Here is a 26,951-nt window from a genome sequence, read left to right on the forward strand (position 1 = left end):
CGTTCATCCTCCATTAGGCCTTAAGCCATCGCTCCAGAGCAACCCGTCCGGCCCTGACTGGTGACTATAGTCCGGAACGTCTGTCAAGATAAGGGGATTATCCATCCATTTCTTCTTTCGTCAGGAGAGAGACCATGAGCAGCTCTGTCGGCTCGTCACATTCGGCCGGCGGCGTGAGGGTCCGGGAATCGTTTGCGGGCCGCAAGGCCTTCATCCTCACCGCCATCGGTTCGGCGGTCGGGTTGGGCAACATCTGGCGCTTTCCATACATCACGTATGAGAACGGCGGCGGTGCCTTCCTGATCCCCTATCTGATCGCCCTGCTGACCGCAGGCATCCCGATCCTGCTCTTCGACTACGCCGTGGGCCACAAATTCCGGGGGTCGCCACCGATGGCCTTCAAACGCCTCCATCCGGGGGCTGAGGTCATCGGCTGGTTCCAGGTGGGCATCTGCTTCCTGATCTCCATCTATTACGCGGCCATCATCGCCTGGGCGGCCAGCTACACCTGGTTCTCGCTCTCCCAGGCATGGGGCGATGATCCGGAGGGGTTCTTCTTCGCCGAGTACCTGCAGTACGACGGCGGCGGCGCTGAGGGTGCCGGGCTGTCGGTGGACTTCGTGGCGCAGGTGGGGTGGCCGCTGATCGCCGTCTGGGTGGCGCTGCTGGCCTGCCTGGCCGTCGGTGTGCGGCGGGGGATCGCGACGGTCTCGCTGATCGGCATGCCGGTGCTGTTCGTGATGTTCGCGATCCTGGTGGCCTATTCGCTGACCCTCGAGGGGGCCGCTGACGGCCTGAACGCCCTGTTCACCCCGGACTGGGGCGCGCTGACCGATGCCACGGTGTGGATCCAGGCCTACGGGCAGATCTTCTTCACGCTGTCGGTCGGCTTCGGCATCATGATCACCTACGCCTCCTATCTGAAGCGTCGGTCGAACTCGACAGGTTCCGGTCTGGTGGTCGGTTTCGCGAACTCCTCGTTCGAGATGCTCGCGGCGATCGGTGTCTTCGCGGCGCTGGGCTTCCTGGCCCTGGCGGCCAACACGGGTGTGGACGGAGTCGTCTCCTCGGGGCTGGGCCTGGCATTCGTGGCGTTCCCGACGATCATCTCTCAGGCCCCTGCCTCCGCGCTGGTGGGGGTGCTGTTCTTCGGTTCGCTGACCATCGCAGGCTTCACCTCGCAGATCTCGATCCTGGAGGTCGTGATCTCGGCGGTGAAGGACAAGACCGGCTGGTCGCGGCCCGTGACGGTCGCCGTCGTCGGAGGCGCCAGCGCGATCGCCTCGATCGTGCTGATCGGCGGGGTCTCCGGTGTGACCATCCTGGACACGGTGGACGCCTTCTCCAACAACATCGGCATCGTCGGCGGTGCCTTCGTCGCCGTGCTGCTGGTGGCCTGGGTGTTCCGGAAGATGGATGTGCTGGCCGCCGGGCTCAACGCCTACGGCTCCTTCAAGGTGGGCATCGTCTGGAAGGGACTGATCGGCGTCGTGCTGCCGGTCGTGTTGGGCGTGCTGCTCTACATGGACATCGACGACAAGATCACCGAAGGCTACGGCGGTTTCGACACCTGGGTGGTCGCGACCTTCGGCTGGGGCTCTCTGGCGCTGGTGATCGTGCTCTCGGTGGCGCTGACGCTGACGCCGTGGAGTGGGCAGTCTGCCATGCACGCGGAGGATCCTGAGATCGACGAGGACAACTACGACGAGCTGGTGGGGGCCGACGGCGCAGGACGCGCGGGCGAGACCGGCTCGGCATCTGACGCGGAAGGAGGGGGTCGGTGATGGACACTGCAGCGATCCTGATGATGCTCGTCGCGCTGATCACCGTCTGGGGCGGTCTGATCGCGGCGATCGTGCATCTGGTCAAGAACCCTGATCCCGAGTGAGATGAGGCCGCTGGGCCCTGATCAGCAGTGATGCAGAGCACGCACACCGGATCCTCGATGTGGGGCTGATCACGAATGCATCGACGTTACACCAAGGTCACAATCATGAATCGATTCAGGTCGGGAGGATCACACCTCAGTAACTGTTCACGATGTGACGGGATCTGGGTTGGTTAGTGCAGTGCCCGCGGCTACGGTGGTCACCATGCCCACAGGACCAGATCAGGCCGCGCCCGGGATCCGGCGCGCTCTGTCGATCGGCGCCACCGTCGGTCTGATGGGGGGACTCCTCCTCGGAGGAGCCGTGCCGGCGCAGGCGACGCATGATCCGGGCGGCGATGACGCGTCCGCCCCGGCGATGCCGTCGTATCCGGCGCCGGGACAGCCGATCCTCGTGCCGGAGCCGGCACAGTCCGGCGACGCTGAGGACACCACTGTGGAGAAGGCCGAGGGCGATCTGCGCGTCGCGACCCTGCGTGCGGGACTGACGGGAGACTCTGCCGAATCTGTGCTGGAGGCGCTGCGCGGGGGGATGAACGCGCCGGCCCGCGTCGTGGCCCGCACCGCGCACCTGAACTCCCCGGACGTCCTGGTCCTCACCGGGATCACCCACGATGCTGAGGGCAGGATCGCCGAGACGCTCAACGCCCGGTACCTGGCCACTGCAGGCCTCGACTTCCCCTACGTCTACACCGCGCCGACGAACTCCGGCATCGACTCGGGCACTGACCTCGACGGCGACGGACGCATCGGCGGCCCTGCCGATGCCCTCGGCTACGGCGAGTTCCCCGGTCAGTACGGAATGGCGATCTTCTCTGCGCACCCGATAGTCGAGGATGAGGTGCGCACCTTCCAGGACTTCCTCTGGAGCGACATGCCGGAGAACTCCTTGCCGGATGCCGGTTACACCGATCTCGACAAGTCGGTGCTGCGCCTGGCCTCGACCTCCCTGTGGGACGTCCCCGTGGAGGTCGGTGACGAGGGCGAGACCCTGCACATCATCGCCAACAGCCAGCCACCAGAGGAGGAAGCCCGCGGCTTCGACGTCGAACGGGCGACCGACGAGCGCCAGCTGATCGCGGACTACGTCTCCGCAGACTCGTCGGACGGCTGGTACATCTACGACGACGACGGCGAGACCGGTGGTCTGACACCGGGGTCCTCCTTCGTGATCGCCGGAGAGCCCGGCTCCGCCCCCGGCGAGAGTCGCCCGCTCGGCTCCCAGGAGGACCGCGAGTCCGAGGAGACGCCGTCTCTGCTGGACTCCCCGGCGGTGCAGGATCCGCTCCCCGAAGCTGTGACCGAGCAGTCGCTGAGCGCCCGCCCCGGCGAGGCGGACGCCACGGATGAGCATGCCACCCGTGCTGTCGACGGTGCCGAGGACCGTCGGGTCTCCCTGGTGCTGCCTGACGCCGACGCCGAGGTGACCGACAGCGGCATCTTCTGGCCGGGCGAGGGCGAGTTCGGCTTCAACCTGGTGGACCCCGAGGACGGCGCGTCACTGCGTGACCGCCTGGTCTGGGTGGACCTGGCGACCTCGTGACCGGATCCCGTTCCGTCAGGTGAATGCGTTAGTCTCACCAGAGGACCGCGTCTTTCCCGCTCCCTGCGTCGTCGCACCTCTGACGGCGGGGAGCCGCCGAACCCCCGGAGCTGCAGAATGCCCTCTCACTCGCTGATTCCCCGCGGCGGCGACGTCGACCGCCCGCTGCCCTCTCCGATCGCGCCGGCAGCCTCGTCCCGCACGGAGGGCCCGCAGGCCGCCCCACCTCGGCCGGCGCCGGCCCGAGGGGCGAAGCGGAGCCGTCGCAGCACGGGCGGGTCCTTGATGCGGGGGGCCGCAGCAGGATTCTTCGGCAGGCAGGCGCTCAGCCTGGTCTCCCGGCAGACCTTCGACGACGACGGTCGCCTCACCCCCGCCGCGGAGAGTTTCCTCACCCGTGCCGTCACCGTGCAGCGGCCGCTGGTCATGGCGAACCTGCGCCACCTGCGCAAGAACCATCCGACGTTGAACAACCGTCAGCTGGCCCGCCAGCTGGACAAGGAGTTCGTCCGGGTGATGACCGGAACCGGCGCGGCGATCGGTGCCACGGCGGCGATCCCGTCGGTCGGCACAGTGGCGTCGCTGGGACTCTCTGCCGCCGCCACCGGCGGATTCCTGGAGACCAGCGCCCTCTACGCCCAGTCCGTGGCCGAACTCTCCGGAGTCTCGACGGAGGATCCGGAACGCGCTCAGCTGCTGGTCATGGGCATCATGCTCGGGGAGGAGGGTCGGCAGCTGCTCGGGGAGCTCTCCGAGCAGGTGGACGGCCGTGGTCTCGGACCGTTCGCGACGTTGGTGCCGATGCGGGCCCTGTCGAGCTCCTCCAGTGTGGGCGGACTCGTGGTCGATCAGATCAAGCGGCAGTTCGTGAAGCGGTTCTTCATCCGGCAAGGCACCACGATGGTGGCCCGGGCGATCCCCTTCGGCATCGGCGCGGTGGTCGGGGGGGCCGCGAACCACGTGCTGGCCAAGCAGATCGTGCGCACTGCGCACCGGACGTTCGGTGAGCTCCCGGAGGACACCCCGCCAGCCGTGGTGGAGGACATGCGCCGCGCGTTGGACCGTGAGAAGCACCGGGCCGACCGTCGAGAGCGTCGCCTGAAGAAGAAGGAGCTGCGGGCGGAGCGCCGGTCGGCGCAGAAGGAGCACCGGGGAGATCGTGCGGAGCGCCGGCGTGAGCTGAAGCGGGAGCGCGCCCGTCGGCGCATCGATCGGGCCGAGAAGGACCTGCAGAAGGCCCAGGACGAGACGCGCTGAGAGGACGACCCCGAAGGCCCCGCAGGCGGATCGGCGGCCGACGTCGCCTGCTGTTCACCGGAACTGTCAGGGAGTCTTCCTCAGCGGGCCTTCTCCGGTTCTTCTGCGCGGAATAGGCTGAGAACGTGCATGGTGAGACGACCGATGAGAACAGGCCCGTCACGGGCATCGGCTCCGTCGGGCCGCAGCGCCGGATCGCACGCGCCCAGCCGGTAGGCCGACTCGCGGATCCGGTGCGGCACCACCTGCCCGCAGACCTGGATCTGACGCCCCCGGCGGGACCGATGCGCTCGGCGAAGGTCTATGCCCATCGGGGTTCCTCCGGGCTGTTCCCTGAGCACACCCGGGCCGCGTACATGCGAGCCCTGGACGAAGGTGCTGACGGGATCGAGATCGATGTGCAGCTGACCCGCGACGGCGAAGTCATCTGCTTCCATGACCCCCTGGTGGACCGCACCACGGACGGTCACGGTGCCGTCGCCGAGATGACGCTGGCCCAGATGCGCCGCCTGGACGTCCACTCCTGGAAGACCCCCCGGCTGCCTGGGGAGTACGGGCGTCCGGGTCAGCAGCTGATGACCCTCCAGGAGCTGCTGGAGCTGCTGATGGAGGCGGGGCGGGACCTCGGCCTCGCCATCGAGCTGAAGCACCCCTCGCCCTATGGACACCAGCTGGAGGAGAAGGTCCTGCAGGTCCTGCTGCGTCTCGGCTGGGATCCGGAGACGTCGCTTCTGCCGAGCCGCGGGGAGGCCACCGGGATCGGCCACCGGCCGCCGCACAGCCGACAGGCTCAGCACACCCAGCAGGCGCGGCACGTCCGGGCGCCGCAGGTGGAGGTCTCCTTCATGAGCTTCCACCCGGGCTCCCTGCTCCATCTGGCGGACATGGTCCCTGCCGAGAAGCTCTGCGCTCTGTTCGACCAGGTCACCGAGGCGCAGATGACCCGTCGGCTGCAGCATCTGCGCTTCTCCTTCGCCGTGAAGCCGGTGGTCTCCGCCCTCGTGCGCGGTGCCGTCCGGGACGCTGAGGCCCTGGTGTGGAACTCGCAGGTGGGCCTGGCCGGCCCGGGGATGCGCTATGTGAGGGAGCACCGGGCCGATGTCACCGCCTGGCTGGCCAGCGGCATGGGGCTGCGTGTATGGACAGTGGACGAGCTGGCCGACGTGGAGCTGCTGCTGGCCCTGGGTGTGCAGGAGATGACCACGAACTTCCCTGCCCGAGTCATCGCCGCGGTGAGCAGCCCTGGCCAGGAGGCGGGGCGAGTTCCTACCCTGGTGCCATGATCGTGGCATTCTCAGTCGCACCATCCGGCACTCCGCAACCTGGTCATGAGGGACAGGCCGGGGACGGCTCCGTCCACGAGGCGGTCGCCGCCGCCGTCGCGGTGGTCCGTGAGTCCGGGTTGCCGAATCGCACCAGCTCGATGTTCACCGAGATCGAGGGTGAATGGGATGAGGTCTTCGACGTCGTCAAGCGCGCCACTGAGGCCGTGGCGCCCTTCGGCAACCGCATCTCACTGGTGATCAAGGCGGACATCCGCCCTGGGCGCAGCGGGGAGCTCGACGGCAAGGTCGCCCGACTGGAGTCCGCACTCGAGGACTGAACGCCCGGGGTGGACCGAACGCCCAGGGTGCCCGCACCGTGGTGCGCGCTGCCTCATTCGCCGAGGACCGGGCCGAACTCCGGCCGGTCGGCCAGGCGCCGGTCCTTCTTCTCCGGGACCACCATCAGGGGTCCCTCCGCGTGGTGCAGCACCCCCTGGGAGGTGGAGCCGAGCAGCATGCCGGCGAAGCCTCCGCGGCCGCGGGTGCCCAGCACGGTCAGCTGGGCGTGGCGCGTCTCTTCGACGAGTACGTCCACTGCGGTGCCGTCGATGACCTCGGCGTCGATCGTCAGGTTCGGATAGTGGCTGTGCAGCCAGCGGCGTCCGGCGTCGAGCTTCTCCTTCAGTTCAGCGACGGCCCGGCCGTCCTCCACGTGGGTGGGGATCCACACCAGCGTGGCGCCGAGCGGGGGCAACGCGCAGACGATCCGCAGCGAGGTCCCCCGTTCGCTGGCTTCGCGGGCGGCGATCAGGGCGGCCACACGTCCGTAGTCGGAGCCGTCGACGCCGGCCGCTACGGGGCGGGTGTCCTCGCTGCGTGTCCCTTCCGAGGAGGCATCCTGCGTCGCCGTGCCCGGGGTGATGACCGGGATGGCGCCGGTGGCGGTGGTCACCGCATTCGACTCCTGGCAGGAGAACTTCAGCGGCACCACCACAGTGGGGCATTTGGCGTGGGCGGGCAGCGCCGCGGACACCGACCCCAGCAGGCGGCCCAGGAATCCTCCCCGGCCGCGGCTGCCGACCACCAGGACCTCGGCCTGCTGCGAGTAGTCCAGCAGCACCCCGGCGGGATCTCCGGACTCGATGGCATAGTCGACCTGACCGGGGTAGTCCCGCAGGAACTCCTTGGCCTGGTCGATGACCTTCTCCGAGCCTTGACGCAGCGCGGACTCGTCCATCAGCGCGTAGCCGCCGTCCATGGAGGAGGCCGCGAAGGCCGGCAGGGAATAGGCGGTGACGACGGTCAGAGGCAGCTGCCGACGGTTGGCTTCGGCCGCCGCCCAGTGGGCCGCTCGCAGAGACTGTTCGGAGCCGTCGACGCCGACGACGACGCCGCGCGGTCGAGGCCCGCCGGGCCCCTGGCCCGAGGTGCCCGGTCCGGGTTTCTGATCTGGTGCAACGTTCATCCTGACCTCCAAGCCACGTCGGATCCCGCGTGGGGTGACCCCATGGTACAGCCAAGGTATCGCACGGCACGAGAGATGGAACACCCCAGCTCACCGGCCGATCAGCCGGTGAGCTGGGGTATCCGTCGAGGTGATGTGTCGACCCCTGACCTCACGGGTGAGGCGGTGGGTTCACCCGGTGGATCAGAAGATCATCATCCCCACGATGGAGGCGCTCATCAGGTTGGCCAGAGTGCCGGCCAGCACGGCGCGCAGGCCCAGCTGGGCGATGTCCGAGCGGCGGTTCTTCGCGATGCCTCCGAGCCCGCCGAGCAGGATCGCCATGGAGCTGAAGTTCGCGAAACCGGTCAGGGCGAAGGTGATGACCGCCTGGGACTTCACGGAGAACGCCTCGGCCTGGGGAGCGAAGTCGGCGAAGGCGACGAACTCGTTGAGCACGAGCTTCTGGCCCAGGAACGAGCCGGCGGCCACAGCGTCCTCCCACGGCACGCCCACGGCCCACATCAGCGGAGCGAACACGTAGCCCATGATCTGCTCGAAGGTCAGGTCAGGGGCGCCGAACCAGCCGCCGACCTGACCGATGCCCAGGTTGATCAGCGCGATCAGTGAGATGAACGCCAGCAGCATGGCTCCGACGTTCGCGGCCAGCCGCAGGCCGTCGCCGGCGCCCCGGGCAGCCGCATCGATGACGTTGCGGGGCTTCTCCTCGGCGCCGGCGGCGGCAGCGGCCGGGTCGACGACCGAGCGTCCGGGGCGAGAGGTGTTCTCCTCGGACGCCCTCTGGTGCCCGGCGTCGCCCGAGGATGTCGTGTCGGCGGAGGACGAGCTCACTGCGTGGCCGCTGGGGGTGACGTCGTCGCCGGGTCGCTCCTCAGTCAGCGTGGTGGCGCCGCCGGTGGTGCCGCTGGCGGCGTCGTCGGCGGACTCAGCGCCGGCTGCGGCGGTCTCGCGGCCCTTGACGTACCGGGTGCCGCCCAGGGTGGCCTCGTCGCCGGCCTGGCGTTCGGACTTGCCGGCGTCGATCTCGTCGAATGAGCCGGCGGGGATGATGATCTTGGCCATCAGCAGCGCGCCGGGGGCGGCCATGAAGCTCGCAGCGATCAAGTACTCCAGGTTGGCTCCCATGCCCGCGTAGCCCACCAGCACGGAACCCGCCACAGTGGAGAGCCCGCCGACCATGACAGCGAAGAGTTCGGACTTGGTCATCCCCGCGATGTAGGGACGGATGACCAGCGGGGCCTCGGTCTGACCGACGAAGATGTTCGCTGCGGCGCTCATCGACTCGGCTCGGGAGGTGCCCAGCAGCTTCTGCAGCGCACCGCCGATGACGCGGACCACGAACTGAAGGATCTTCAGGTGGTAGAGCACCGCGGTCAGTGAGGCGAAGAAGATGATCACCGGCAGCACCGCCAACGCGAAGGAGAACATCCCCTCTCCGGCGAGGTCCCCGAAGAGGAAGTCGATGCCTTCCCCAGAGACGTCGATGACGCTCTGCACGACGCGGGTGGCGCCGCCCAGGGCGGCCTGGCCCCAGGGGAGGTAGAGCACGAAGACAGCGAAGAACACCTGGATGGCCAGGGCGATCGCGACCGTGCGGATGTTGATCTTGCGCCTGTCGACGGAGAACAGGATGGCGATGGCGAGCACCACGGTCATGCCCATGATGCCCCACAGGATATGGATCACGAGAGCCCTTCCTCTCAGATGCGGAGTGATGACGTGCGGCGGACCGTCGGGTTGTCCGCGGGCCGCAGGATCAGCGGGGGATTCCCCCGAACATCAGGGCAAGTATGCCCAATGAGTGAGTTCTGCGCCACACAGGGGCGGGGAGCCGACGACGACGGCGGGCCCGGCCGGATGGAGATCCGACCGGGCCCGCCGTCGTCACCGGACGTCGTGCCGGCGTGTGATCACCAGTAGCGCTTCGCCACCGGGTGCGGGTCCTGGTAGGCGTAGTACACCGAGGTGATGCTCAGCCCGGCCTGCGGGTTGCGGGCGTGGGCCACCTGACCGTTGCCGATGTAGATGGCGTTGTGCGTGGCGCGGCCGCCGTTGACCCAGAAGACGATGTCACCGGGCTGCAGGTTGTCCAGCGAGACCGACTGGCCGCCCTGGAACTGCTGGTGGGCCGTGCGGGGCAGCGAGATGCCCGCCTGAGCGAAGGAGGCCTGCATCAGCGAGGAGCAGTCCCAGGCCTTCGGGCCGGTGGCTCCGAGCACGTAGTGGGTGCCCGGCTCGTTGACCTTGCCGACCGCGAAGTTCACGGCGATCTGCGCGGCACTGGCGCTGCCGGCCGCAGCCGACTGGCTGCCGGAGCTTGAGCTCGAGGACCCGGAGCTCGACGTTCCGGAGCTCGAGGACCCGGAGCTCGAGGACCCGGTGCTCGGCGCCGGTTCAGGCTCCGGTTCCGGGGTGAGGCGGTTGACCTCGCGCTGCAGAGCGGCGTGGTCGATGACGCCGTTGCTGCCCACCAGGGAGGAGTCGCCCAGGATGGAGCGGAAGGTCTCCTGCACGCCGTCACCGCGGAGGTCGGCGAGCTGCTCGACCAGCGCGCGGGTGCCCGGCAGGTACTGCTCCAGGCGCGGCCCGGTGGGCTCAGCGGAGCTGCTGCTTGAGGAGTTCGACTCTGAGGAGCTGCTGCTCTGCTCGGGCTCGGGCTCGGGCTCCGGCTCGGGGGTGAGTTCGTTGACCCGGGCACGGAGGGCGTCGTGGTCGAGCAGGCCCGAGGAGTCGGTGAAGTCAGAGTCGCCGATGAGCTTCTCGAACATCGCGGCCGGGGACTCGTCCTCCAGGTCGGCCAGCTGCTCGACCAGCGTGCGGGTGCCGGGCAGGTACTGGTCCAGGGTCGGGCCGGAGGGCTGCGCGGAGCTGGAGGCGGAGCTGGTGTTCGAGCTGGAGCTCGAGGAGCTGTTGCTCTGCTCCGGCTCGGGCTCCGGCTCGGGGGTGAGTTCGTTGACCCGGGCGCGGAGGGCCGCGTGGTCGAGCAGGCCGTCCGAGTCGGTGAAGTCAGAGTCGGCGATGAGCTTCTCGAACATCGCGGCCGGGGACTCGTCCTCCAGCTCGGCGAGCTCCTTCACCAGGCCCTGTGTGCCCGGAAGGTAGTGGTCCAGGCGGTGGGCCTGCTGGGCTGGCTCCTCGGAGTCCTCTGTGGCGGAGGAACTCTGCTCCTCGTCCTCGTCGGACTCCTCCGGCTCAGGCTGCGGCTCGAGCTCGTAGACCCGGGCGTGGACGGCGGGGTGGTCGAGGATGCCGTTCTCGTCGAGGAAGTCCTCGTCGTCGATGAGCTGCTGGAACATGGACTCGGTGTCGGTGTCCTCCAGCTCGGCGAGGCGCTCCACCAGGTTCTGGGTGCCGGGCAGGTAGTCGGCCAGGCTGTGGACGCTGCCCGCGTCGGTCTGCTCCTCGTCCTGTGTGGCCTCGTCAGACTCGTCAGACTCGTCAGACTCGTCAGCCTCGTCCTCATCCTGTGTGGCTTCGTCCTCGGCGGGAGCCTCGTCCTGCTCCTGGTCATCCTCGGGCTCGGGCGCGTCCCCGGGGGAGAGCTCGTAGACCCGAGACTGCAGGGCCGCATGGTCGAGCAGTCCGTCCTCGTCGAGGAAGTCCTCGTCCTCGACGAGCTTCTGGAACATCGCTTCGACGTCGGTCTCCTCCAGCTCAGCCAGGCGCGCGACCATGTCGCGGGTGCTGGCGAGGTACTGGTCCAGACTGTGGGCCGGCACCGTGGCGTCCGCGGCGTCAGGGCCCTCAGGTTCGTCGGACGATGAAGCTTCCCCTTCTCCATCGTCCGACGAACCCTCGGGGGTCTCATCGTCGTCAGACTCCGCAGAGTCCTCTGACATCAGCCCGCGCAGGAGATCGATGTGGTACGCGATCTTCTGCGGGTCCACGTTGCCGTCGGCGTCGTGGAAGTCGGAGTTCGCCGTGATCTGGGCCCGCAGGATCGAGGCGTCCATGCCCTTGAGGTCTGCGAGCTCGTCGATGAGCTCCAGGGCGCGCTCGCCGACCTCGGTGACCTCAGAGCTGTTCTGCTCGCTGTTCCGCTCGGCAGTCTCGCGGGCTTCGGCGGCGGCGGTGGACTGCTGGGAGGCCTGGTCGGCCAGGGCCTCGGCCTCGGCGGCCTGCTGCTCGGCATCGGCGGCGTCGGATTCGGCCTGCTCCTCAAGCTGCTGCTCGGTGGCGGCGTCGGCGAGGGTGTTGTCGTCCTCGGCGAGAAGCACGTCCTCGGCGGTGGTCTCACCGGCCTGGTACTGGTCGGCGGCGCCGGAGTCGGCGGTGTCGGCGGCTTCGCGGGCAGCTTCAGCGGCCTCAGCCGCTTCGGCGGCCTGCTGCTCGGCCTCCAGGGCGTTCTGGTGCTCGATCTGCATGGCAGCCTCGAGCTCGAGTGCCCGCTGGCTGGCCTGGGAGAGCCGTTCGTTGATCTCCCCGATCATCTGATCGGTGGCCTGGGAGGATTCCTTGGCGCTGGAGATCTCCTTGGCCGAGGGGACTTCCGGAAGCTCAGTCACCACGACGGAGTCGGGGGATCCCTCGGCATTCTGATTCTGCTGATGGACGGAGCTGGCGGCGCGGTCAGCCAGCAGGTCGGGAAGCGTGGTCCCGACCAGCGCAGTCGTCACGACGGCGGCAGTCACAGCTGCCACGCCGAGATTGCGGCGGTTCTTCACGGTAGTTCCTCACTTGTTCCTCACGGACGCAGCGCCACGCGCTCGGGCCGGCCGCCGTCTGCGGACGCCTGTGCCTTCCGGGTGGCTGACTCGACCGAGGAGCTCGGCGGACCGCGACGGTGCGCAGGGCTCCCGCGATGGGAGGGTCCAGTCAGTGCCCAGGGGCTTCAGCGGCGACACCGGCGGTCCCCGGCTCCAGCTCCTCCGGCGGCCCTGTCAGGGGCTCCGGTCCGCTCGGGCGTGTCACCGCCGTCGTGGTGTGAGTGGGGCCGACAACCGTCAGAGATGGGAATCGCATGACGGCCATGTGGCGCTACAGCGCTCACGATAGTTGCGGTTTCGTCACCTTGGCAACAGGTCGTGTCGTTCCTGTGATGAAGCTGTGAGCCCTCGATCCCTGTCATATCAGGGATGTAGGGTCACAGAACGGTATCGCTCAACCTTCAAGTAGGTTGAAGGTTGAGCCTCCGTGACTTCCGCTTGACGTTGTGTTATGAGTCCCTGTGGAGGTGGAGGTGTCGCGGTTCAGCCCCATCCGAGGCGGTGCAGGGTGGCGTCATCGATGCCGAAGAAATGGGCCACCTCGTGCACGACCGTGATGGTCACCTGACGGGTGACCTCTTCGCGGGTCTCGCACATCTGCAGGATCGGCTCCTTGTAGAGGGTGATCCGGTCCGGCATGGACCACGGCTCGCCGCCGCGCTCGGTGAGCGGGATGCCTTCATAGAGGCCGAGCAGCACAGTGTCCGGATGTTCGCCCGGCTGCGGCTCATAGCGGTCCTCCACGAAGACGGCGACGTTGTCGAGCTTGTTCCGCAGGGCTTCCGGGATCATCTCCAGGGCGCGGGCCGCCGCGTCGTCGAAGTCCTCGTCGCTCATCTGAACCGGCATGCCCACCAGTTTAGAGGTGACCCCCTGTCGCCCGTCGATCGCTGGGGTGGGGAAGGGTCGGGCCCGAGAGGGATCCGGTCGCCTGGCTGGTGCTGGCGTGATTTGCTGGTGGTGACGATGAGCGCCTAGACTTTCAAGAGTCCACCACGGGATCGCGCCCCCATCGTCTAGCGGCCTAGGACACCGCCCTTTCACGGCGGCGGCACGGGTTCGAATCCCGTTGGGGGTACTGCTCAGCTTCGATTTGGAGCCGAGCGAGAAGCTCTGCTAGAGTTTCTAACCGTGCCAAGCGGCACGGACAACTGAAAAGCAAGGCCCAGTGGCGCAGTTGGTTAGCGCGCCACCCTGTCACGGTGGAGGTCGCGGGTTCAAGTCCCGTCTGGGTCGCTCCAAGCTCTCGCAAGAGCAGCTTGAGTCATCATGTGATGGCGCCCCGGCTCTGTAGCTCAGTTGGTAGAGCGTTCGACTGAAAATCGAAAGGTCACCGGATCGACGCCGGTCGGAGCCACCACTGAAGAAACCCCCGCTTCCAGCGGGGGTTTCTTCGTCTCTGCCCAGGTATCGTCCCAGCAGCCCGTTGCCCACGCCCTGTCAGATGGTCGGCGGGGAACCCGCAGAATCGGGGGCCAATAGGTCAGAAACGCCCCGCGGGCACACGTGCCCCTCAGCCGCTGAGGGGAAGCGCGGCCGAACGTGCGGGACGGCGGTGAATCGGCTGCAGCACACACCTTCACCGCCCGCTCCACTGACGCACGTCAGCCCACGGGGCGTCGGGATCATCGACTGCTGAGGACCCCCTCGTATAGGTTGAGAGGTGATGATGGACCGCAGACCTCAGGAGGCGTCATGACGCAGCAGCCCGGCCACCCCGGCCCTGGCCCGGACGACGAGCACACCCACGAGAACATGGACCAGTCTTCGGCTCAGAGCCCCGCGGACGGAACCGGCGCTGCGGAGGCCCAGCCCTTCCAGTCTGAGTCGGGGGGCGGCTTCCCGGGAGCGCAGGCACCGACCCCTGAGCCTTACTCGGACCCCCTCGCTGACGCCGCCTCCGGATCCTCCGCCCCCTCGGCCGGTGATCTCGGCCAGCCCTATGGTCAGCAGCCCGCCGCGCAGCAGGAGTGGGGCGCACCCCAGCAGGGTCAGTACGGCCACCCCGGGCAGGCGCAGGGCCCTGCTCAGGGATCCCACCCCGCCCACCAGCAGGACCCCGCCGGTTACCCGCAGGGCCAGCCAGGGCCGGAGAGCCACGGCGCGCACGAACAGCCGCCGCAGGGGTACTTCGCCCCGCAGCCCGCGGACTACTCCGCCCAGTCAGCAGGCTCGGCACAGCCAGCCTATGGGTACGGCCACCAGGACCCGTATGCCGCGCAGCAGGCGACCTACGGACACCCGGGTCAGCCCTACGGCGGCCAGGCCTATGGCCAGCAGTACGAGCAGCAGTATCAGCAGCAGTACGCCCAGCAGCCGCACCCCGGTGCCCCCGGTGGGCACTCGGCGGTCAACGCAGTGGAGGGCAAGGGCTTCCTGGGGGCGCTCTTCGACTTCACCTTCCAGAGCTTCGTCACGGTGAAGTTCGCCAAGTTCATCTACATCATCTTCCTGGCGTTCCTGGTGCTGGGGTGGCTGTTCGCCATCATCGCCGGGTTCGTCGCCGATCCGCTCGTCGGGGTGATCGCCTTGCTGCTTGGCTGGATTCCCGCGGCGATCTACCTGATCCTCATCCGTATCAGCCTGGAGTTCTTCATCGCGATGGTCCGCACCTCGCAGAACACCGCCGGGGTGCGGGTGGAGATCGAGGAGCTGCGCCACGAGCTGCGGCAGAACTCCTGACCCGGCTGCGCTGAGGTCGACGACGGCGCCCGCTCCTCCGTGTAGAGGAACGGGCGCCGTCGTCGCCTGCAGGATGTGGTCTGCAGCAGCGCGCAGAGCCGATCGGCAGAGACCCCTGAGGGTCCGGACTGGTCAGTTCAGGTCCACCACCACGGGGGCGTGGTCCGAGGCGCCCTTGCCCTTGCGTTCCTCGCGGTCGATGAAGGCGTGGCCCACACGCTCGGCCAGCGCCGGGGTTGCCAGTACGAAGTCGATGCGCATGCCCTCCTTCTTCGGGAAGCGCAGCTTCGTGTAGTCCCAGTAGGTGTACACGCCCGGGCCCGGGGTGTGGGGGCGGACGACGTCGGCGTAGCCGGCCTCCAGGAAGCCGCGGAACGCCTCACGCTCAGGCTCGGAGACATGGGTCAGCCCCTCGGCGCGGAAGTGGTCGATGTCCCAGACGTCGTCGTCCTGCGGGGCGATGTTCCAATCGCCCATCAGCGCCACCTGGGCCTGCGGGTCGTCAGCCAGCCATGTCTCGGCATGCTCACGCAGCTGCCGAAGCCACGCGAGCTTGTAGACCATGTGCTCGTCCTCCAGGGCGCGGCCGTTGGGGACGTAGAGGCTCCAGATGCGCACCCCGTCACAGGTGGCGGCGATCGCCCGCGCCTCCTGGACGGGGTCCTTGCCGCCCTTGCCGAAGGCGGGCTGGTCCGGGAAGGTCCGTTCGACGTCGGCCATCCCCACCCGAGAGGCGATGGCCACCCCGTTCCACTGGTTCAGCCCGAAATGGGCGACGTCATAGCCGTTGTGCTCGAAGACCTCCCAGGGGAAGTTGTCATCCTTGCACTTGGTCTCCTGGATGGCGAGGACGTCCACGTCCGTACGGTCCAGCCAGGCCTCCACCCGGTCAGCCCGGGCACGCATCGAGTTCACATTCCAGGTCGCGATTCTCACGGAGGTCACGCTATCAGCCGCGCCAGCTCCCCTGCGGCGGATGCGGAACGTGCTGGTGCTGGACGTAGACCTGAGCGGGCTGGGGCTTCGAGCCGCATGCCATCACCAGAGCCACCACCCACCCGATGAACGACCATCCGAGCAGCAGATTCACCAGGAATACCCCGCCCACGTTATGGCTGCGGATCATGGCGATGAGGGCTGGCAGGAAATAGACGGCCAGGGCGACGAGCCCGACGACGACGATGACGATGCCCACGATGGCGCCTTCGGCACCGTTCATCCCGAACATGGCTGCCTCTCTATGGTGCGGATGATGTGAGTCCAGGGTACTCGGGCGCCAGCGGCCTGTCTCAACGGGATCAGCTGCGCCACCAGGTGTCCTGGATGGTCACCGGAAGGGCGCGCTTGTGCCGGGTGGCCAGGTAGCGGCGCTCGATCTGTTCGGCGAACTCCGCGGAGACCTCCCGGCCCTCCAGATAGTCGTCGATGTCGTCGTAGCTCATGCCCAGCTCGGCCTCGTCCAGCTGCCCCGGGGTGTCATCGAGCAGGTCCGCCGTCGGCGCCTTGGACCACAGCTCCTCCGCCGCGCCCAGGTGCTCGAGGACCTGCCGGACCTGGCGCTTGTCCAAGGTGAACAGCGGCAGCACATCGGCGCCGCCGTCGCCGTGCTTGGTGAAGAACCCGGTGACGGACTCCGCGGCATGGTCGGTGCCGATGACCAGCCCTTCGTGCTCCCCGGCGATCGCATACTGGGCGGTCATCCGGATCCGAGCCTTCACGTTGCCGCGGTGGTAATCGGCCATGGGCGCTCCCAGCGCTTCGGTGTAGGCGGCGTCCAGGCCGGCTACCGCCTGCTCGATGTTCACAGTGTGCACGTGGTCGGGAGCGATGAACTCCACCGCGCGGGCGGCGTCGTCCTCATCATGCTGAACGCCATGGGGGAGCCGGACCGCATGGAACTGTGCCTCCTGCCCGTCAGCCCGCAGCCGTTCCACAGCCAGCTGGGCCAGCCTCCCGGCCAGGCTGGAATCCACCCCGCCGGAGATCCCCAGCACCAGGGACCGTCCCCGGGCGCTGAGCAGATAGTCGGCCAGGAACCTGACCCGGCGCTCGACCTCCTCCGCGGGGTCGATCTCCGGGCGCACCCCCATCTCGTCGATGATCGAACTCTGCAGCTCACGCATGCCGCCGAGTCTACCGAGCCGCGTGTCACAGGCATATGACGCCAGCAGGAGGTCTCCGGGGTGTCGGAGGGGCTCTTGAGGATGGTGCTCGAGGGCCGGCCCAGATCGCCGTGACCGCTGAGGGGAGGGGCCAACGCCCCGCCGTGGGGCGCCGGACGCGCCCAGGACGACACAGCCATCCTCGGCGTCTCGGCGACCTCTGCGATCCTGGTGCTGGTGGCTGTTCGCGGTGTGCTCGATGCCGAACGGAACGCTCCGAGCACGACCATCCGGACCCTCGGCGATTCCGTCCGGTGGGCCGTGGTCAGCATCACCCCCGACGGCCGCAGGGGCCACCACCGCGTGACCAGCCTGGGCCGGAGGATCGTGGCCAGAAGGCCCCGGCCGTTCCCCGGAGCGCCGAGGCGGACAGCGGCAGACCCCCAGGAGAGGACCTCGGATGACCAGGATCGAGCGCTTCCAGGGTCTCCTGATGGCCGCGGCTGCGCTGCTCGGGCTGGCCCTCGGCGCCAGCACGGACCTCGGACGCCTCGGCGAGCATCTCGTGCTGCCCGCTCTGCTGGTGATGCTCACCGCCGTCTTCTTCCAGCTCGACCTCGCCCAGGTCGGTGAGGTCCGCCGTGCCCGTGCCCTGGTCGCCGCGAGCCTGGTGCTGAACTATCTGGTCACCCCCGCGCTGGCTTGGGCCCTGGGCGCGGGGCTGCTCGGCGACCAGCCGGACCTGCGGATCGGCCTGCTGCTCCTGCTGGTGACCCCCTGCACCGACTGGTACCTGGTCTTCACCGCGATGGCTCGCGGCCACACCGGCCTCGCCGTCGCGCTGCTGCCGGTCAATCTGGTGCTGCAGGTGCTGCTGCTGCCCGTCTACATCCTGTTGCTCGGCGGCGACGCGGCCGCCGGGTCCACCTCGTCCCTGGTCGCCGCGGTGCTGATGGTCCTGGTGCTGCCGCTGAGCGTCGGCTGCGGACTGCGGGTTGTCGTCGACCGGTGCTGCGGCATCGCCTGGCGTCAGCGGCACCTCGATGCCTGGGCCTCCCGGCTGCAGATTCCGCTGCTGTGCCTGGCGGTGGTTGCCATGTTCGCCGGGCAGGCGGAGGCACTCCTGACCAGCGGCGCGGAGCTGCTCCTGCTGCTGCCGCCCCTGGCGATATGGTTCACACTGCTGCCGCTGTTGGCCACCGGAGCCGCCGTGGTGCTGCGGCTTCCCGGCTCCCACCGGGTCACCCTGACCATGGTGACAGTGGCGCGGAACTCGCCGCTGGCCCTGGCGGTGGCCGTCGGGGCGTTCCCGGACCGGCCGCTGATCGCCGTGGCGCTGATCATCGGGCCGTTGATCGAGCTGCCGCTGCTGGCCGTGCTGGCGCGCATCGTCAGAGAGCGCGACCCCCGCTGACGCTCACGCGTCGGTGCCCTGGCGGTGCTTGCGCTGATTGCGGCCTTCGCCCTGATGGCGGTCCGTGCCCTGCAGTCCACGGAATTACGCCTCCACTGTCGACCGGTGTTCGGCCGGGGCGACGACGAGCAGTTCGTCATGAAGCTCAAGAGCGGTGCGCCCATCGGGGACGAAGGCCGAGCCCGCGCGGATGACCAGCGAGATGTCGGCGCTCTCAGGCAGGTCCAGGTGCTTCAGCGGCAGGCCTTCGAGCGCACAGCGGCCGGTCAGCTTCACCTTCACGAGGTCGGCCCGCTGCTCATCCAGAGGGGCTGGCTCCAACGTCACCGCAGTGGCCGCCGTGTCGTCTATGAGCCCCAGGCGTCTGGCGACCCATGGCAGCGACGGCGCCTGGATGGCGGTGTAGGCGATGACGAAGACCAGCACGACGTCGGAGAGCCTGTCCGCGTCGTCCATATGGGCGGCCATCGGCACTGTTGCGATAATGATGGGGACCGCCCCGCCACCAGGCCCAGCAGGACGACGTCCCAGGTGATCCGGCTGGGGCTGGCGAGCATGCTCAGCATCACGAACAGTCCGATCTGGGCCAGCCACCCGGTTCCTTCGGCGAAGGCCTGGGTCGCGTGCCGGTGCGGCAGGCGGCCGTTGTCCAGGAACATGGCACAGATGTAGACGGCGGCGAACCCGGAGACGTTGATCTGGGTGGCGACGCCGTAGGACAGCACGGCCCAGGCCGGTGCGGCCACGGGATAGAGGCCGGCGGCCGGAAGAGCGAAGCGACGCAGCACGAACACGCCCAGTGCGCCCAGCGAGACGCCGAGCACGACGCCGCCCACCAGCTGCCCCAGGATCAGCAGCGCCAGGACCAGCGGCAGCCCCAGGGCGTAGTGGCCGATCACCGTCATCAGTCCGATGGTCACCAGGATCCCGACAGTGGCCAGCACGGCGGCGAAGCCGATGGTGGGGCGGATGCTCTCCCATCTGGTGCTCAGACCACCCTCGGCGAGGATCAGGGTGAGCGCCGCGTAGCCGAGCCCCTGGGCGATGACGGCGTCGTCGAACTCCAGCCCGAAGCCGGACTCGCCCAGGATGATCCCCGCCAGCAGGAACAGCAGCAGCGCAGGCAGTCCCAACCTCGTCCCCACTCGCACACCTCCGACGGCGACCAGCATCACCAGGGGTGCCACGAGCATGAACAGGTTGATCAGGTCCATGCTCTTCATTCTTTCGGGGGGGACTGACGCCGCCGAGGTCCGTCACCAGTAGGATGGCCCCATGATCTCCAGCACCACCGGCAGCAGCACGGATGTGTCCACTCCCAGCGCCGAGCGCCGTCGGCTCAAGCAGCTCATCAGCGAGCTCGCCGTCGTCCGCGGGACGGTGACCCTCTCCTCCGGCAAGGAGGCCGACTACTACATCGACCTGCGCCGCATCACCCTCCACCACGAGGCCTCCCGGCTGGTGGGCCGGGTCATGATGCGTCTGCTCGACGACGCGGGCATCGACTACGTCGCTGCCGGCGGCCTCACCATGGGTGCGGACCCGGTCGCCACCGCCATCATGCACGCCGCCGGTGAGCAGGGGCGCGCCGTCGACGCCTTCGTGGTGCGCAAGGCCCAGAAGTCCTATGGCATGGGTCGGCAGGTGGAGGGTCCGAACGTGGAGGGCCGGAAGGTCGTGGTATTGGAGGACACCTCCACCACCGGCGGCTCCGCGCTGACCGCCGTGGAGGGTGTGCGCCACGCCGGCGGCCTGGTGCAGGCGGTGGCAGTCATCGTGGACCGCGACACCGGCGCCCGGGAACACATTGAGGACACCGCCGGGGTGCCCTACCTCTTCGCCTACTCCAAGTCCGACCTCGGACTCGACTGACCGCCTCCCGACGACGCCCCGGCTGCGGCGGCTCGTGAACGGGCCGCGGCCCAGCTGCGACGCGCGGGAGGCATGAGGAACTGACGGACCACTCTGGATGGAGGAAGACCGTGGCCTTCTACAACTCCCGCGCGCACCTGGTGCCTGAGATGCTCTCCGGCCTGCTGTCCACCGCCGAGATCGATCGGCTCGGCACCTCGGACGGCACCGCAGCGCTCGTCCGCCGAGGGCATGATCCGCAGGCCGGCGTCGCGGTGATCAGCGGCGGCGGCTCCGGGCACGAGCCGGCCCATGCCGGATTCCTCGGCGAAGGCATGCTCACCGCCGCCGTTCCGGGCGCCCTGTTCGCCTCCCCGCCGGTCAGTGCCGTCCTGGAGGCGATCCGGGCGGTCACCGGTCCGTCCGGCTGCGTGCTGATCATCAAGAACTACACCGGCGACCGGCTCAACTTCGGACTGGCCGCCGAGCGGGCGCGCGAGGAGGGCCTGGACGTGCGCACCGTCCTGGTGGCCGACGACGTCTCCCTGCCGGAGATCGAGCAGCCCCGCGGGCTGGCCGGCACCGTGCTGGTGCACAAGGTCGCCGGACACCTGGCGGCCACCGGGGCCTCCGTGGAGCAGGTGGCGGAGGCCGCGCAACGGACCGCCGACGGTCTGCGCACCATCGGCTTGGCACTCACTCCGGCGACGCTGCCCGGCGAGGACGCTGAGCCCACCCGCGGGGCTGAACTGGGGCTGGGCATCCATAATGAGCCGGGCGCCCGAGAGGTCGACGTCGACGGCGCCGCCGGTGCAGTGCAGCAGGTGCTCGACGCCCTCGATGCCGACGAGGTCGTCCGCGCGGCTGAGAACGGGGTCGTCGCGGTCCTCAACGACCTGGGCGGCTGCTCCCCGCAGGAGGGTCTGGTGCTCACCCATGAACTGCTCGACCGGCTCGGCCGTGACGCCGTCACCCGCCTGCTGGGACCGGCTCGACTGATGACCTCCCTTGACATGCACGGCTTCTCCGTGACCCTGGCGCCGGCCAGCGAAGAGCTCGTCGCCGCGTTGGACGCCCCGACGACGGCGCCCGGCTGGGTGCGGCCCAGCAGGCCGTGCGCCCCGCGGAGGGCCCCCGGAGTGGGTGTGGCCACCGGTGAGATGGTCGCGGTGGCCGCCGAGTCCACGCCGCGCACCCAGGATGGGCGCCTCGAGGACGCCGTGGCAGCGGGATGCCGGGCGTTGGAGTCCGCGCAGCGCGAGCTCGATGACCTGGACCGCGCCGCCGGTGACGCCGACGCCGGCACCACGTTCGCCGCCGGTGCGCAGGCGGTGCGTGGGCTGGTCGAGTCCGGCGACCTCGGCTTCGCGGACCCGGCCGCTGCGATGCGTCGGATCGCCCGCACCTTGGAGACTGCGATGGGCGGCTCCTCCGGGGTGCTGCTGGCCATCCTCGCGACCGCCGCCGGACGCAGCCTGGAGTCGGAGGGCGAGCCGGACTGGTCCGGCGCGCTCGCCGAGGGCATCGCCGCGGTGCAGCACCACGGCGGCGCGGCCGAAGGGGACCGGACCATGCTCGATGCGCTGATCCCCGCCCAGCGGGCGCTCGCCGAGGGGAATGGAACTGTGGCTCCCGCGGCGGTGGCTCAGGCGGCCGAATCAGGGACCGAGGCGACGTCGAGCCTCACCGCGCGCGCCGGCCGGGCCGCCTATGTGCCGGACTCGGCCACCCAGGGCTCCCCGGATGCGGGGGCCGCCGCCGTCGCGCGGCTGGTCCGAGCGCTGGCAGATTCGCTCAGCTGACCGGAACCGGAAGAGTCCCAGCGAACCGAGTCCCGCCGAATCGAGAGGTCATTCCCCCGTGTTTCGCCCCTGACGTGACGCGCGTCAGCGAGGGGTAATGTGCCCGAAAGTGACTCCTCGAAGGTCAGGCTCGCCGGTGGGCACAGGTCGGAGGTGGGGTCACGCGGCTTCCTGGCGCCTGCGCAGCAGGGCGCCGAACTCATCCAGTGCAGGGCGCTGCACGGCGTAGTAGGCCCAGCGGCCGCGCTGGGTGCGGGCGAGCAGCCCGGCCTCGACGAGGATCTTCAGGTGGTGGGACACCGTGGGCTGGGACAGGCCCAGCGGTTCGGTGAGGTCGCAGACGCAGGCCTCGCCGTCGTCGGTGTGTTCGATCAGGGACAGCAGGCGCAGCCGGACGGGGTCTGCCACGGCTTTGAATACGGCCGCGAGGGGTTCCGCCTCCTCGGCGGTCAGTGGGCCCTGGAAGGTGGGCAGGCAGCACGCGCGGTCGGCCGGCGTCGAAGGACTCATGAAGCCATCGTAGCTCACGTATTGACGAATTTCGATGGGTAGTCCTAGAGTCTCTCGTATCGAAGCGTGTCTATGTACCCTGGTGCCGTGTCGGCTCCAGGTGACGCCGACCCTGAGGAGACCTCATGCAGCACATGACCAGCGCCGCTCCCTCCGCTGCGGACGCCCTGCCGGTCGCGGTCATCGGGGCCGGCCCTGTGGGCCTCGCCGCCGCGGCCCACCTGCTGGAGCACGGACTCGAACCGGTGATCCTGGAGTCCGGCGACGATGTCGGCGCGGCCATCCGGCAGTGGGGCCACATCCGACTGTTCTCGCCGTGGCGCTACGACCTCGACGCGGCCTCCACCCGACTGCTGGAGGCCGCCGGGTGGGAGTCGCCGCGGCCCACCGCACTGCCCCGGGGGCGGGAGATCGTGGAGGACTACCTCGAGCCGCTGGCCCAGGTGCCGGCCATCCGAGACCGTCTGCACACACGCTCCCGTGTGGTGGGAGTGACCCGCGGTTTCCGCGACAAGACCCATGTGCGGGCTCGTGAGGGAGAACCCTTCCTGCTGCGAGTGGAGCGTCGCACCGACGCCGGCCCGCAGATCGAGGAGCTCCGCGCCCGCGCCGTCATCGATGCCAGCGGCACCTGGAGCGCCCCCAACCCGCTCGGCGCGACCGGGCTGCCGGCGCTCGGCGAGGGCGCCCCCGCCGTCGTGCCGCATCTGACAGGGTCTCTGCCCGACGTGCTCGGTGCGCAGCGCCAGCGCTTCGCCGGCCGCCGCACGCTCGTGGTCGGTGCCGGGCACAGTGCGACCAACACGCTGCTGAACCTCGCCCAGCTCGTCCGGGAGGAGCCCGACACCGAGGTGCACTGGGCGATCCGCGGGCAGGATCCGGCTCGGACCTACGGCGGGCGCGACGCCGACGGGCTGCCGGCCCGCGGGATGCTCGGCACCCGGCTGCAGCGGGCGGTGGGGTCCGGCGCCGTCCAGCTGCACACGCAGGCATCGGTCTCTGCGCTGCGCCCGGCCGAGGATGGGGAGGCGAGCGGCGTCGTCGTCGCCTTCGGGGCCGACTCCTCAGCCCCTGGCCTCACGGTCGACACCGTGGTGGCGGCCACCGGATTCCGCCCCGAGCTGGACATGCTGCGCGAGCTTCGCCTGGAGCTCGACCCCGCCGTGGAGGCGCCGGTGCGCCTGGCGCCGCTCATCGACCCGGAGATCCACTCCTGCGGCATGGTCCCCGCCCACGGGGCCGACGTGCTGGCACACCCCGAGGACAGCTTCTTCCTGGCCGGCATGAAGTCCTACGGGCGGGCGCCGACATTCCTGCTGGCCACGGGCTACGAGCAGGTCCGTTCCATCGCCGCGCACCTGGCCGGCGACGACGCCGCCGCTCGCGACCTGGCCCTTCCGGCGACCGGCGTCTGCTCGGCGACGGCGCCCGAGCCGGAGCTGATCGGTGTCCCCACAGGAGTGTCGCACGGCCGTACCGCGAGCTGACGGGGGGGAGGTTCGGGCGCCGCCTCGCCGAGGAGTCACTTTCCCGTGCATCATCCCCGACGTGACGCGCTTCAGCTGGGGCAGAAGCACGGGAATGTGACTCCTCGACGCCGGGTCTGCGAGCCCGCGCGTCCGACGAGGCTCCGCCCGATCAGGCGGAGACCGGCCGGGGCCCTGGTCCCCGAGTCTCACCTCTGGCGCAGAGACTCCAGCAGCTCGTCGGCCTGACGCAGATTCCGGGCCAGCTTCTCCCGGCGTTCGGCGAGCTCCTCCTGCAGCGCCGTCAGCCGTTCTCTGGCCTGGTCGTCCCCGGGGGAGGCGGCGACGGCGTCGATGGCCTCCAACACGCGGGTGATCTCGTCGAGCGAATAGCCCAGCGGCTTCAAGGTTCTCGCCACGATGAGGCGTTCCAGATCGGTGGCGGTGTAGACCCGGAAGCCACCCTCGGTGCGGGAGGCCGGCAGGAGGCCGACGTCGTCGTAGTGGCGGATGGTGCGATGGGACAGGCCGGTCTTCTCCGCCAGCTCACCGATGTGCATCGTCGACGGTGCAGATGATCCCGTGCCGACAGCGGGCACCTCCGCCTGTGGTGCGCCATCTCGTGTCCTGCTGCGGTCATGCATCGGGATCCGTCTCCGTCCGGCCAACTGTCAGGTCCTGTCACGGCGTGCTCCTCGCCGGCCCGCCGGATGCACCGTGTGACGGGGCTTTCGAAGGTCCAGTCTAAGTGCCCCGACTCGTGGTGCCCGGGTCTCGTTCGGCATGCCGAACCGCTGACGTCGGCAGCGCGGGTCCCGTACTCTCGTGCCATGCCTGATCAGCCCGACGCCCTGTTCGCTGATCCGCGCCTGGCCGCGGTCTATGACGCGCTCGACCCGGACCGTGGAGACCTTGACGCGTATGAGGCCGCCGTCGCCGCACTGGAGGCCCAGCGGGTCCTGGACATCGGCTGCGGCACCGGAGTGCTGGCACACCGACTGGCCCACCGGGGGATGCAGGTGATCGGCCTGGACCCTGCCGCGGCGTCGATCGCGGTGGCGCGCAGCCGCCCCGGAGCCGCACGGGTGCAATGGGTGACCGGTACGGTGGCCGCCCTGGAGGCGGATGATCTGCCGGCAGAGGCCGCCGCGATGCTCCCGGTGGACGCCGTGACCATGAGCGCCAATGTCGCCCAGGTGTTCCTCGACGACGCGGAGTGGTCCGCGGTGCTGGCGGGAGCGCACCGTGCGATGCCTCCCGGAGGGCTGCTGGTCTTCGAGGCTCGTCGGCGTGAGGCCCGTGCCTGGGAGGCCTGGACTCCGGAGCAGACTCGCACCCGGGCTGATGTGCCGGGGGTGGGTGTGGTGGAGCGCTGGGTGGAGGTGGTCGACGTCGTCGGCGATGGGGAGCTGGTCACCTTCGATCAGCCCACGGTGTTCCTCGATGACGAGGCAGGCGCCCAGCTCGACGACGGCACCCGGTGGGAGTCCCGCTCCACTCTGCGGTTCCGCACCCGGGAGGAGCTCGAGGAATCGCTGAAGACGGCAGGCTTCACCGTGGACGTGCTGGACCTGGCGTACGCACCTGGCCGGGGATGGCTGTATCTGGCTCGGCGCCGCCCGTGATCGGTGACGGAGCGTCGCCCGGTCGGACCCGGACTCGACGCCGGGGTCCTCAGCTCAACGCCCGCCCGATGCGTGCCACCGCCTCGGTGAGGATCGCCTGCGACGTCGCCATGTTCAGCCGGGCGTGGCCGGCCCCGCCGTCGCCGAAGGGGTTTCCCGCGGTCAGCGCGACGCCGGCTCGGGCCAGCAGCGCCTTGGCGGGGCCGCGGATCGGTGACTCGGCGCCTGCGGCCGCGATGTCGTCCTCGGCCCCGGCCAGCGCGGTCGCCCGGAAGTCCAGCCAGGCCAGATAGGTGGCCTGCGGGGCGGTCCAGCGCACCTGCGGCGCACGCTCGGCCAGCAGCTCATCCAGCAGCGCCCGGTTGGTTCGCAGCCCCTCCAACAGCGCGTCCAACCACGGCTCCCCGTGGGCGAAGGCCGCGGTATGGGCCAGCACGCCCACGTGGCTGGGTCCGTGCGCGACGATGCCTGGCAGGCGTCGCAGGTCGGCGACGGCGTCGGGCCCGGCGATCATCACCGCGGCCTTCAGCCCGGCCAGGTTCCAGCCCTTCGAGGCGGACATCAGGCTGATGCCGCGGGGGTCCACGGTCAGGTATGGGGTGAACCGGGCCGGGGCGTCGCCGTCGTCGCCGTCGCCTGCGGCATCTCCGGGGCTCTGCGACGAGCCGAGGACCAGCGGGGCGTGGATCTCATCGGCGACCACCCGGAGTCCGTGCCGGTCGGCCGACTCTGCCAGCTGCTCCAGCTCAGCGCGGGTGTGCACCACCCCGGTGGGATTGTGTGGGTTCGACAGCAGGAACACCGGGGAGATCGAGGTCCGGGCCGCTTCGGCGAACGACTCCTCCAGCGCGGCGGGGTCGAGCCGTCCCGCCGGGTTCAGCGGGGTCTGCACCACGCGCCGGCCCGCCTCGGCGGGGTACTGGTAGAACGGCGGGTACACCGGGGAGGCGACGACGACGGCGTCGCCGGGTGCGCTGATCAGCTTCAGCGCCTCGGTGATCCCCCGCATCACGTCCGGGACCGTGCTGGTGTGTGCGACATCCAGGCTCCACCCCCAGCGGCGCTCGGCGAACCCGGCCAGCGCCTCCGCATAGCCGCGGCCGGCGGGGTATCCGGTGTCGCCGCGATCGATGATGCCGCGCAGCGCGTCGGCGATCGGTTGGGCCAGCGGCACGTCCATCTCCGCCACCCAGAGTGGGAGGACATCGTCGCCGAAGGCCTGCCATTTGGCGCTGCGCCGGCCGCGTAGGGCATCCAGGCTGAGCTGCTCCAGGGGGTTGGAGGTGGAGCGGGCGGGGCCCGACGAGGGCGGGGTGTCCGTGCTTTCGACCATGGCCCCGAGCCTACGCCTCAGCTCGGGGGCGAGGGAGGTGCT

General features: G+C 69.5%; 24 protein-coding genes and 3 tRNA genes. 15 read left to right on the forward strand and 12 right to left on the reverse strand.

Features of this window, described 5'->3' with window-relative positions:
* The first annotated feature begins 134 nt into the window (after positions 1-134).
* The 6 genes from ACYVKI_RS07080 (at position 135) to ACYVKI_RS07105 (ending at position 6,291) form a co-directional block, all read left to right on the forward strand.
* Entirely contained in the window at positions 135-1,784 is a 1,650-nt protein-coding gene (locus ACYVKI_RS07080) for a sodium-dependent transporter (RefSeq protein ID WP_460689642.1), read from the forward strand.
* The gene (locus ACYVKI_RS07085) at positions 1,784-1,888 is read left to right on the forward strand and encodes a methionine/alanine import family NSS transporter small subunit (RefSeq protein WP_460689643.1); all 105 of its coding nucleotides are present in this window, start codon (positions 1,784-1,786) and stop codon (positions 1,886-1,888) included. Before ACYVKI_RS07080 ends, ACYVKI_RS07085 begins: the two co-directional genes overlap by 1 nt.
* Before the next feature lie 205 nt (positions 1,889-2,093).
* A complete protein-coding gene (locus ACYVKI_RS07090) occupies positions 2,094-3,431 on the forward strand; it encodes an endonuclease/exonuclease/phosphatase family protein (protein ID WP_460689644.1) in 1,338 nt (445 codons plus the stop codon).
* Between the two features lie 117 nt (positions 3,432-3,548).
* Entirely contained in the window at positions 3,549-4,688 is a 1,140-nt protein-coding gene (locus ACYVKI_RS07095) for a hypothetical protein (protein WP_460689645.1), read from the forward strand.
* Between the two features lie 125 nt (positions 4,689-4,813).
* Complete coding sequence (locus ACYVKI_RS07100) at positions 4,814-5,971, forward strand: glycerophosphodiester phosphodiesterase family protein (RefSeq protein WP_460689646.1); 1,158 nt, start codon at positions 4,814-4,816, stop codon at positions 5,969-5,971.
* Positions 5,968-6,291 (forward strand): thiamine-binding protein, encoded by a 324-nt coding sequence (locus tag ACYVKI_RS07105; RefSeq protein ID WP_460689647.1) that lies wholly within the window; start codon positions 5,968-5,970, stop codon positions 6,289-6,291. Before ACYVKI_RS07100 ends, ACYVKI_RS07105 begins: the two co-directional genes overlap by 4 nt.
* Before the next feature lie 53 nt (positions 6,292-6,344).
* Here the strand turns inward: ACYVKI_RS07105 and ACYVKI_RS07110 are convergent, their stop codons facing one another.
* The 4 genes from ACYVKI_RS07110 to ACYVKI_RS07125 all read right to left on the reverse strand — a co-directional run bounded on the left by ACYVKI_RS07110 (position 6,345) and on the right by ACYVKI_RS07125 (position 12,973).
* Entirely contained in the window at positions 6,345-7,418 is a 1,074-nt protein-coding gene (locus tag ACYVKI_RS07110; protein ID WP_460689648.1) for a universal stress protein, read from the reverse strand.
* A 183-nt stretch (positions 7,419-7,601) separates the two neighbouring features.
* The gene (locus ACYVKI_RS07115; protein ID WP_460689649.1) at positions 7,602-9,104 is read right to left on the reverse strand and encodes a NupC/NupG family nucleoside CNT transporter; all 1,503 of its coding nucleotides are present in this window, start codon (positions 9,102-9,104) and stop codon (positions 7,602-7,604) included.
* A 224-nt stretch (positions 9,105-9,328) separates the two neighbouring features.
* Complete coding sequence (locus tag ACYVKI_RS07120; protein WP_460689650.1) at positions 9,329-12,058, reverse strand: C40 family peptidase; 2,730 nt, start codon at positions 12,056-12,058, stop codon at positions 9,329-9,331.
* 549 nt (positions 12,059-12,607) lie between these two features.
* Positions 12,608-12,973 carry a metallopeptidase family protein gene (locus ACYVKI_RS07125; RefSeq protein ID WP_460689651.1) on the reverse strand — a complete coding sequence of 122 codons (366 nt, stop codon included), beginning with the start codon at positions 12,971-12,973 and terminating at the stop codon, positions 12,608-12,610.
* Between the two features lie 156 nt (positions 12,974-13,129).
* On the opposite strand from ACYVKI_RS07125, the gene ACYVKI_RS07130 reads away from it, so the two are divergent.
* The 4 genes from ACYVKI_RS07130 to ACYVKI_RS07145 all read left to right on the forward strand — a co-directional run bounded on the left by ACYVKI_RS07130 (position 13,130) and on the right by ACYVKI_RS07145 (position 14,806).
* A tRNA-Glu gene (locus ACYVKI_RS07130) sits at positions 13,130-13,202 on the forward strand.
* An 84-nt stretch (positions 13,203-13,286) separates the two neighbouring features.
* Positions 13,287-13,360, forward strand: a tRNA-Asp gene (locus tag ACYVKI_RS07135).
* Positions 13,361-13,408: 48 nt separating this feature from the next.
* A tRNA-Phe gene (locus ACYVKI_RS07140) sits at positions 13,409-13,484 on the forward strand.
* Positions 13,485-13,819: 335 nt separating this feature from the next.
* Positions 13,820-14,806, forward strand: a complete 987-nt coding sequence (locus ACYVKI_RS07145; protein WP_460689652.1) for a DUF4282 domain-containing protein — start codon at positions 13,820-13,822, stop codon at positions 14,804-14,806.
* A 132-nt stretch (positions 14,807-14,938) separates the two neighbouring features.
* Here the strand turns inward: ACYVKI_RS07145 and ACYVKI_RS07150 are convergent, their stop codons facing one another.
* The 3 genes from ACYVKI_RS07150 to nadE form a co-directional block, all read right to left on the reverse strand.
* The gene (locus tag ACYVKI_RS07150) at positions 14,939-15,742 is read right to left on the reverse strand and encodes an exodeoxyribonuclease III (protein ID WP_460689653.1); all 804 of its coding nucleotides are present in this window, start codon (positions 15,740-15,742) and stop codon (positions 14,939-14,941) included.
* A 13-nt stretch (positions 15,743-15,755) separates the two neighbouring features.
* Positions 15,756-16,034 carry a superinfection immunity protein gene (locus ACYVKI_RS07155; RefSeq protein ID WP_460689654.1) on the reverse strand — a complete coding sequence of 93 codons (279 nt, stop codon included), beginning with the start codon at positions 16,032-16,034 and terminating at the stop codon, positions 15,756-15,758.
* 70 nt (positions 16,035-16,104) lie between these two features.
* Positions 16,105-16,929 (reverse strand): ammonia-dependent NAD(+) synthetase, encoded by an 825-nt coding sequence (gene nadE, locus ACYVKI_RS07160; RefSeq protein ID WP_460689655.1) that lies wholly within the window; start codon positions 16,927-16,929, stop codon positions 16,105-16,107.
* A 439-nt stretch (positions 16,930-17,368) separates the two neighbouring features.
* Between nadE and ACYVKI_RS07165 the strand changes: the two genes are divergently transcribed.
* Positions 17,369-18,322, forward strand: coding sequence for an arsenic resistance protein (locus ACYVKI_RS07165; RefSeq protein ID WP_460689656.1), 954 nt, complete (start codon positions 17,369-17,371; stop codon positions 18,320-18,322).
* 84 nt (positions 18,323-18,406) lie between these two features.
* Here ACYVKI_RS07165 and ACYVKI_RS07170 read toward each other — a convergent pair whose 3' ends face one another.
* Both ACYVKI_RS07170 and ACYVKI_RS07175 read right to left on the reverse strand, forming a co-directional pair.
* Complete coding sequence (locus ACYVKI_RS07170) at positions 18,407-18,649, reverse strand: TrkA C-terminal domain-containing protein (RefSeq protein WP_460689657.1); 243 nt, start codon at positions 18,647-18,649, stop codon at positions 18,407-18,409.
* A gap of 20 nt (positions 18,650-18,669) precedes the next feature.
* Entirely contained in the window at positions 18,670-19,536 is an 867-nt protein-coding gene (locus ACYVKI_RS07175; protein ID WP_460689658.1) for a cation:proton antiporter domain-containing protein, read from the reverse strand.
* A 61-nt stretch (positions 19,537-19,597) separates the two neighbouring features.
* On the opposite strand from ACYVKI_RS07175, the gene pyrE reads away from it, so the two are divergent.
* Both pyrE and ACYVKI_RS07185 read left to right on the forward strand, forming a co-directional pair.
* On the forward strand, positions 19,598-20,194 hold the full coding sequence (gene pyrE, locus ACYVKI_RS07180; protein ID WP_460689659.1) for an orotate phosphoribosyltransferase: 597 nt from the start codon (positions 19,598-19,600) through the stop codon (positions 20,192-20,194).
* A gap of 110 nt (positions 20,195-20,304) precedes the next feature.
* Entirely contained in the window at positions 20,305-21,975 is a 1,671-nt protein-coding gene (locus tag ACYVKI_RS07185) for a dihydroxyacetone kinase subunit DhaK (protein ID WP_460689660.1), read from the forward strand.
* A 159-nt stretch (positions 21,976-22,134) separates the two neighbouring features.
* On the opposite strand, the gene ACYVKI_RS07190 is transcribed toward ACYVKI_RS07185, so the two are convergent.
* Positions 22,135-22,485 carry an ArsR/SmtB family transcription factor gene (locus tag ACYVKI_RS07190; RefSeq protein WP_460689661.1) on the reverse strand — a complete coding sequence of 117 codons (351 nt, stop codon included), beginning with the start codon at positions 22,483-22,485 and terminating at the stop codon, positions 22,135-22,137.
* A gap of 125 nt (positions 22,486-22,610) precedes the next feature.
* Between ACYVKI_RS07190 and ACYVKI_RS07195 the strand changes: the two genes are divergently transcribed.
* Positions 22,611-23,972, forward strand: coding sequence for an FAD-dependent oxidoreductase (locus ACYVKI_RS07195; protein WP_460689662.1), 1,362 nt, complete (start codon positions 22,611-22,613; stop codon positions 23,970-23,972).
* A 188-nt stretch (positions 23,973-24,160) separates the two neighbouring features.
* On the opposite strand, the gene ACYVKI_RS07200 is transcribed toward ACYVKI_RS07195, so the two are convergent.
* Positions 24,161-24,511, reverse strand: coding sequence for a MerR family transcriptional regulator (locus tag ACYVKI_RS07200; protein WP_460689663.1), 351 nt, complete (start codon positions 24,509-24,511; stop codon positions 24,161-24,163).
* A 270-nt stretch (positions 24,512-24,781) separates the two neighbouring features.
* Between ACYVKI_RS07200 and ACYVKI_RS07205 the strand changes: the two genes are divergently transcribed.
* Positions 24,782-25,576, forward strand: coding sequence for a class I SAM-dependent methyltransferase (locus ACYVKI_RS07205; protein WP_460689664.1), 795 nt, complete (start codon positions 24,782-24,784; stop codon positions 25,574-25,576).
* Between the two features lie 49 nt (positions 25,577-25,625).
* On the opposite strand, the gene ACYVKI_RS07210 is transcribed toward ACYVKI_RS07205, so the two are convergent.
* On the reverse strand, positions 25,626-26,909 hold the full coding sequence (locus ACYVKI_RS07210) for a MalY/PatB family protein (RefSeq protein WP_460689665.1): 1,284 nt from the start codon (positions 26,907-26,909) through the stop codon (positions 25,626-25,628).
* Positions 26,910-26,951: the final 42 nt, after the last annotated feature.

The sequence above is a fragment of the Nesterenkonia suensis genome (genome assembly GCF_054782935.1).

Bases quoted from the DNA above. Each gene is read 5' to 3' on its own strand.
- ACYVKI_RS07080 (WP_460689642.1), top strand. From the start codon at position 135: ATGAGCAGCTCTGTCGGCTCGTCACATTCGGCCGGCGGCGTGAGGGTC.
- ACYVKI_RS07085 (WP_460689643.1), top strand. From the start codon at position 1,784: ATGGACACTGCAGCGATCCTGATGATGCTCGTCGCGCTGATCACCGTC.
- ACYVKI_RS07090 (WP_460689644.1), top strand. From the start codon at position 2,094: ATGCCCACAGGACCAGATCAGGCCGCGCCCGGGATCCGGCGCGCTCTG.
- ACYVKI_RS07095 (WP_460689645.1), top strand. From the start codon at position 3,549: ATGCCCTCTCACTCGCTGATTCCCCGCGGCGGCGACGTCGACCGCCCG.
- ACYVKI_RS07105 (WP_460689647.1), top strand. From the start codon at position 5,968: ATGATCGTGGCATTCTCAGTCGCACCATCCGGCACTCCGCAACCTGGT.
- ACYVKI_RS07110 (WP_460689648.1), bottom strand. From the start codon at position 7,418: ATGAACGTTGCACCAGATCAGAAACCCGGACCGGGCACCTCGGGCCAG.
- ACYVKI_RS07125 (WP_460689651.1), bottom strand. From the start codon at position 12,973: ATGCCGGTTCAGATGAGCGACGAGGACTTCGACGACGCGGCGGCCCGC.
- ACYVKI_RS07145 (WP_460689652.1), top strand. From the start codon at position 13,820: ATGACGCAGCAGCCCGGCCACCCCGGCCCTGGCCCGGACGACGAGCAC.
- ACYVKI_RS07155 (WP_460689654.1), bottom strand. From the start codon at position 16,034: ATGTTCGGGATGAACGGTGCCGAAGGCGCCATCGTGGGCATCGTCATC.
- nadE (WP_460689655.1), bottom strand. From the start codon at position 16,929: ATGCGTGAGCTGCAGAGTTCGATCATCGACGAGATGGGGGTGCGCCCG.
- ACYVKI_RS07165 (WP_460689656.1), top strand. From the start codon at position 17,369: ATGACCAGGATCGAGCGCTTCCAGGGTCTCCTGATGGCCGCGGCTGCG.
- ACYVKI_RS07175 (WP_460689658.1), bottom strand. From the start codon at position 19,536: ATGGACCTGATCAACCTGTTCATGCTCGTGGCACCCCTGGTGATGCTG.
- pyrE (WP_460689659.1), top strand. From the start codon at position 19,598: ATGATCTCCAGCACCACCGGCAGCAGCACGGATGTGTCCACTCCCAGC.
- ACYVKI_RS07190 (WP_460689661.1), bottom strand. From the start codon at position 22,485: ATGAGTCCTTCGACGCCGGCCGACCGCGCGTGCTGCCTGCCCACCTTC.
- ACYVKI_RS07195 (WP_460689662.1), top strand. From the start codon at position 22,611: ATGCAGCACATGACCAGCGCCGCTCCCTCCGCTGCGGACGCCCTGCCG.
- ACYVKI_RS07200 (WP_460689663.1), bottom strand. From the start codon at position 24,511: ATGCACATCGGTGAGCTGGCGGAGAAGACCGGCCTGTCCCATCGCACC.
- ACYVKI_RS07205 (WP_460689664.1), top strand. From the start codon at position 24,782: ATGCCTGATCAGCCCGACGCCCTGTTCGCTGATCCGCGCCTGGCCGCG.
- ACYVKI_RS07210 (WP_460689665.1), bottom strand. From the start codon at position 26,909: ATGGTCGAAAGCACGGACACCCCGCCCTCGTCGGGCCCCGCCCGCTCC.